Below are 4,308 nucleotides of genomic sequence, written 5' to 3' on the forward strand. Positions count from 1 at the left end.
TTCGGCAATGGCCAGTTGTTCGGCGTGCCGGTGCCGATTCTGATCACGATCCTGTGCTTCCTGTTTTTCGGCTGGTTGCTCAACTACACCACCTACGGGCGCAACACCATGGCCATCGGCGGCAACCCGGAAGCGGCGTTGCTGGCGGGGGTGAACGTTGATCGCACCAAGATCCTGATTTTTGCCGTGCACGGTCTGATCGGCGCACTGGCCGGGGTGATCCTCGCGTCGCGCATGACCTCGGGCCAGCCGATGATTGGGCAGGGTTTCGAGCTGACGGTGATTTCGGCGTGCGTGCTGGGCGGGGTGTCGCTGAGCGGTGGTATCGGCATGATCCGGCACGTGATTGCCGGCGTGCTGATCCTGGCGATCATCGAGAACGCGATGAATCTGAAGAACATCGACACGTTCTATCAGTACGTGATTCGCGGTTCGATCCTGCTGCTGGCGGTGGTCATCGACCGCATGAAACAACGCTGATTCAAAGCCCTATGAGCGGCAAATATGGGAGGGGGCAAGCCCCTCCCACGGTTTTTAATCAGTGCTGAACTTGAAGACGGTGTTCTGGGTGTAGGTTTGTCCCGGGTTCAAGCGAGTTGATGCAAAGCTGGGTTGGTTAGGCGCATCCGGATAGTGCTGGGTCTCCAGGGTAAACCCACTCCAGTGCAAGTAAGTCTTGCCTGCCTTACCCTTTACCGAACCGTCGAGGAAGTTGCTGGTATAGAACTGCACCCCCGGCTCACTGGTGTAGAGCTGCAAGCGCCGGCCCGACTCGGGGTCATGCACTTGGGCGGCGAGTTGCTTGACGTCGCCCTTGGTGTCCAGCGCCCAGTTGAAGTCAAACCCGCCTTGCTTCGGTTCGGCGAATTTAAGCTGCGGATGATCGTCCTTGATGTGCTGGCCGATCGGCGTGGGTTTGAGGAAATCCATCGGCGTGCCCTTGACTGGGGCGAGTTCGCCGGTTGGGATCAGCGTCGCATTGACCGGCGTGTAGTGGCTGGCATGCAAGGTGGCAACCTGTTTGAGGATGTCCCCGTTACCCGCGCCGGCCAGGTTGAAGTAGCTGTGGTTGGTCAGGTTGAGCACGGTGGGTTTGTCGGTGGTGGCCTTGTAGTCGATGTGCAGTTCGTTCTTATCGTTGAGGCTGTAGGTGACCTCGGTTTTCAGGTTGCCGGGGAAGCCCATCTCGCCGTCCTTGGACAGGTAGGTGAGGGTGACCCCAACCGAGTCCTTGCCCTGGACCGGCTCGGCTTTCCATACATGCTTGTCGAAGCCCTGGGCACCGCCGTGCAACGCGTTGGGACCGTCGTTGAGCGGCACCTGGAAGCGCTTGCCATCGAGTTCGAAAGCACCGCCGGCGAGGCGATTGCCGAAGCGCCCGATGGTCGCGCCGAAAAACGCCGTACCGGCCTGGTAGCCCTGTACGTCGTCGAAGCCGAGCACCACGTCGTCGACCTTGCCGTGTTTGTCCGGCACCTTCAGCGACTGCAGCACGCCGCCGTAGGTGATGACCGTGGCTTGCATGCCATGGCTGTTGCGCAGGATGTACTGTTCGACGGGCGTGCCGTCGTTGGTTTTACCGAAAGGTTTGTGCTCGCTGCTGAGCCCTGCCGCCTGGGCGCCGCCGCTGGCGATCAGCATGGACATGGCAAGGCCCGAGAGCAGGTATCGAGGGTGCTTCATGGTCGAACTTCCTTTTGTTGTTTTGAGTGGAATAGTTCTACTAATAGCGATATTTTGTCGGTGTGACAGCGAATTTATAGCCTTAAACGCCGATTTCGTAAAATAAAATAAGACTAATTGATCGAGGCACCGTTATATGAGTACTGCGCAGGCTGTTTATCCCGACCTTGAAGGCAAGACCGTACTGATCTCAGGGGGCGCCTCGGGTATCGGCGAATTCATGGTGCGCGCCTTTGCCGCGCAAGGCGCCAAGGTGGCCTTTGTGGACCGCGCGCAAAGCCAGGGCGAGCGCCTGGCGGCACTGTTGAGTTCGCAGGGGCATACGGTGGAGTTCGTGTGTTGCGACATCACCGACGAGATCGGCTATCGGGCGGCAATCACGCGGTTCGAGCAGTCGCTGGGGCCGATCACGGTGCTGGTCAACAACGCGGCTAACGACGTGCGCCATACCTTGGAAGAAGTCGACTCGGAGATGTTCGACCGGCTGATTGCGGTTAACCTCAAACACGCGTTTTTTGCCGCCAAGGCGGTGGTACCAATGATGAAAGGCGCCGGCGGCGGTTCGATCATCAACCTGGGCTCGGTCGGCTGGATGATGGCATCGGCCGGCTACCCGGTGTACGCCGCCAGCAAGGCCGCCGCCCACGGCATGACCCGTGGCCTGGCGCGGGAACTGGGGCCTCACCATATCCGCGTCAATACGCTGGTGCCGGGCTGGGTGATGACCGAAAAACAACTGGCCATGTGGGTGGATGACGCGGCCAGGGAACTCATCGCCCGCAGCCAGTGCATGCCCGGCAGCGTGATGCCGGAGCATATCGCCAATATGGCGTTGTTCCTGGCCTCGGATGCCTCGGCGATGTGTTCGGCGCAGAACTTCATCGTTGACGGCGGGTGGGTCTGAGCCGAACACGTCAGTTCAGACAACCCAGATCAATGTGGGAGGGGGCTTGCCCCCGATAGCGGTGGGCCAGCAAAGGAAGTATTGGCTGACCCTGCCTCATCGGGGGCAAGCCCTCCCACATTTAAAAAACGATGTTGCTTATTCGATCGGGTAGCGCTTGAACGCCGGATGCTGCTCCAGCCGCTCGGCGTGGCGTTTCAGGTTGGGGAACGCATCCGCCTTGACCACGGTCGCGACGGTGAACTGGCTGAACGACCAGGCGACTGCCGCAGTGATGGACGCCTGGGTGAGTGCTTCACTGTCGGCCAGTTGCTTGTCCAGCAACGCATACGCCGCCAGCAGTTGCCCGCTGACCCGCTCAAGCCACGGTGCATGCAGCTTTTCGGCTGGGCGCAGGTTGTGTTCGTACACGATCTGCACGCTCTTCTCGCAGGCTGCCAGGGCCAGCCCCAGTACCTGCATGTCCTTGGCGCGTGCCGCGAGGGGTTGGGGCAAAAGCTTTTTATCGGCCGGCGCCAGCGCTTCCAGGTAATCGAGGATCAGGCTCGAATCCATCAACACCGTGCCGTCGTCCAGCACCAAGGTAGGGGCCTTGACCACCGGGTTGATCCGGGCAAATTCATCGAAAGTGCGAAACACCGACAGCGGCTCATGCACAAAATCAATTCCGTACAGCTCCAGGGAAATCGCCACGCGGCGTACGTAGGGCGAGTCCAGCATGCCGATCAGTTTCATGAAGCCTCCATTGCTTTCTGGCGGGGTGGGCTCAAGAGATTAAGGGCACTCGATCGGCGTGCGCAATGTTTGCGGGCAATCGGTAAGATGTAGGTCGAATTCGTTGAACGCAAACGCCAGTGGAGCAGTGAGCATGACCGATTACGTACCCCCGAATGTCTGGACCTGGGACACCGAAAGCGGCGGCACCTTCGCCAGCATCAACCGGCCTATCGCCGGCGCTACCCACGACAAGGCGCTGCCAATCGGCAAGCATCCCTTGCAACTCTATTCCCTGGCCACGCCCAACGGGCAGAAGGTCACCATCCTCCTGGAAGAACTGCTCGCCCTGGGCCACACCGGCGCGGAGTACGACGCCTGGCTGATCAAGATCGGCGACGGCGACCAGTTCGGCAGCGGCTTCGTGTCGGTCAACCCGAATTCCAAGATCCCCGCCTTGATGGATCACAGCGGCGCCACGCCGATCCGGGTGTTTGAATCCGGCGCGATCCTGCAGTACCTGGCCGAGAAGTTCGGCGCGTTCTTGCCCACTGAGCCTGCGGCCCGCGCGGAGTGTTTGTCGTGGCTGTTCTGGCAGATGGGCAGCGCGCCTTACCTGGGCGGCGGTTTCGGGCATTTCTACGCGTATGCGCCGAGCAAGATGGAGTACCCGATCAACCGCTTTGCCATGGAAACCAAGCGCCAGCTGGACGTGCTCGATAAGCGCCTGGCGGTGAGCGAGTACATTGGCGGTGACGAATACACCATCGCCGACATCGCCATCTGGCCCTGGTACGGTGGTTTGGTCAAAGGCCGTTTGTATGGCGCGGCGCAATTTTTATCGGTGCATGAGTACACGCATGTGCAGCGCTGGGCGGATGCGATTGACGCGCGGCCGGCGGTGCAGCGGGGGCGGCGGGTTAACCGGGTTTCGGGCGAGCTTTCAGAGCAGTTGGCCGAGCGGCACGACGCGAGCGACCTGGACTAAAAGTGTGGGAGGGGCGGTG

General features: G+C 60.6%; 5 protein-coding genes. 3 read left to right on the top strand and 2 right to left on the bottom strand.

The window, feature by feature from the left end:
- Nucleotides 1–480 (top strand): ABC transporter permease subunit (locus tag JWR98_RS27430; protein ID WP_425273224.1); only part of this gene is annotated, 480 nt, incomplete at its 5' end.
- A gap of 54 nt (nucleotides 481–534) precedes the next feature.
- On the opposite strand, the gene JWR98_RS27435 is transcribed toward JWR98_RS27430, so the two are convergent.
- Entirely contained in the window at nucleotides 535–1,683 is a 1,149-nt protein-coding gene (locus JWR98_RS27435) for an aldose epimerase family protein (protein WP_078732758.1), read from the bottom strand.
- A 136-nt stretch (nucleotides 1,684–1,819) separates the two neighbouring features.
- Here JWR98_RS27435 and JWR98_RS27440 point away from each other — a divergent pair, with 136 nt between their 5' ends.
- Nucleotides 1,820–2,587 (top strand): SDR family NAD(P)-dependent oxidoreductase, encoded by a 768-nt coding sequence (locus tag JWR98_RS27440; protein WP_078732759.1) that lies wholly within the window; start codon nucleotides 1,820–1,822, stop codon nucleotides 2,585–2,587.
- Between the two features lie 138 nt (nucleotides 2,588–2,725).
- Here JWR98_RS27440 and JWR98_RS27445 read toward each other — a convergent pair whose 3' ends face one another.
- Complete coding sequence (locus tag JWR98_RS27445) at nucleotides 2,726–3,322, bottom strand: glutathione S-transferase family protein (protein WP_078732760.1); 597 nt, start codon at nucleotides 3,320–3,322, stop codon at nucleotides 2,726–2,728.
- Between the two features lie 133 nt (nucleotides 3,323–3,455).
- Here JWR98_RS27445 and yghU point away from each other — a divergent pair, with 133 nt between their 5' ends.
- A complete protein-coding gene (yghU, locus tag JWR98_RS27450) occupies nucleotides 3,456–4,289 on the top strand; it encodes a glutathione-dependent disulfide-bond oxidoreductase (protein ID WP_205491727.1) in 834 nt (277 codons plus the stop codon).
- Nucleotides 4,290–4,308: the final 19 nt, after the last annotated feature.

The organism is Pseudomonas lactucae (assembly GCF_016937615.1).
In the GTDB taxonomy this organism is placed as follows: domain Bacteria; phylum Pseudomonadota; class Gammaproteobacteria; order Pseudomonadales; family Pseudomonadaceae; genus Aquipseudomonas; species Aquipseudomonas lactucae.

Bases quoted from the DNA above. Each gene is read 5' to 3' on its own strand.
- JWR98_RS27445 (WP_078732760.1), bottom strand. From the start codon at position 3,322: ATGAAACTGATCGGCATGCTGGACTCGCCCTACGTACGCCGCGTGGCG.
- JWR98_RS27440 (WP_078732759.1), top strand. From the start codon at position 1,820: ATGAGTACTGCGCAGGCTGTTTATCCCGACCTTGAAGGCAAGACCGTA.
- JWR98_RS27435 (WP_078732758.1), bottom strand. From the start codon at position 1,683: ATGAAGCACCCTCGATACCTGCTCTCGGGCCTTGCCATGTCCATGCTG.
- yghU (WP_205491727.1), top strand. From the start codon at position 3,456: ATGACCGATTACGTACCCCCGAATGTCTGGACCTGGGACACCGAAAGC.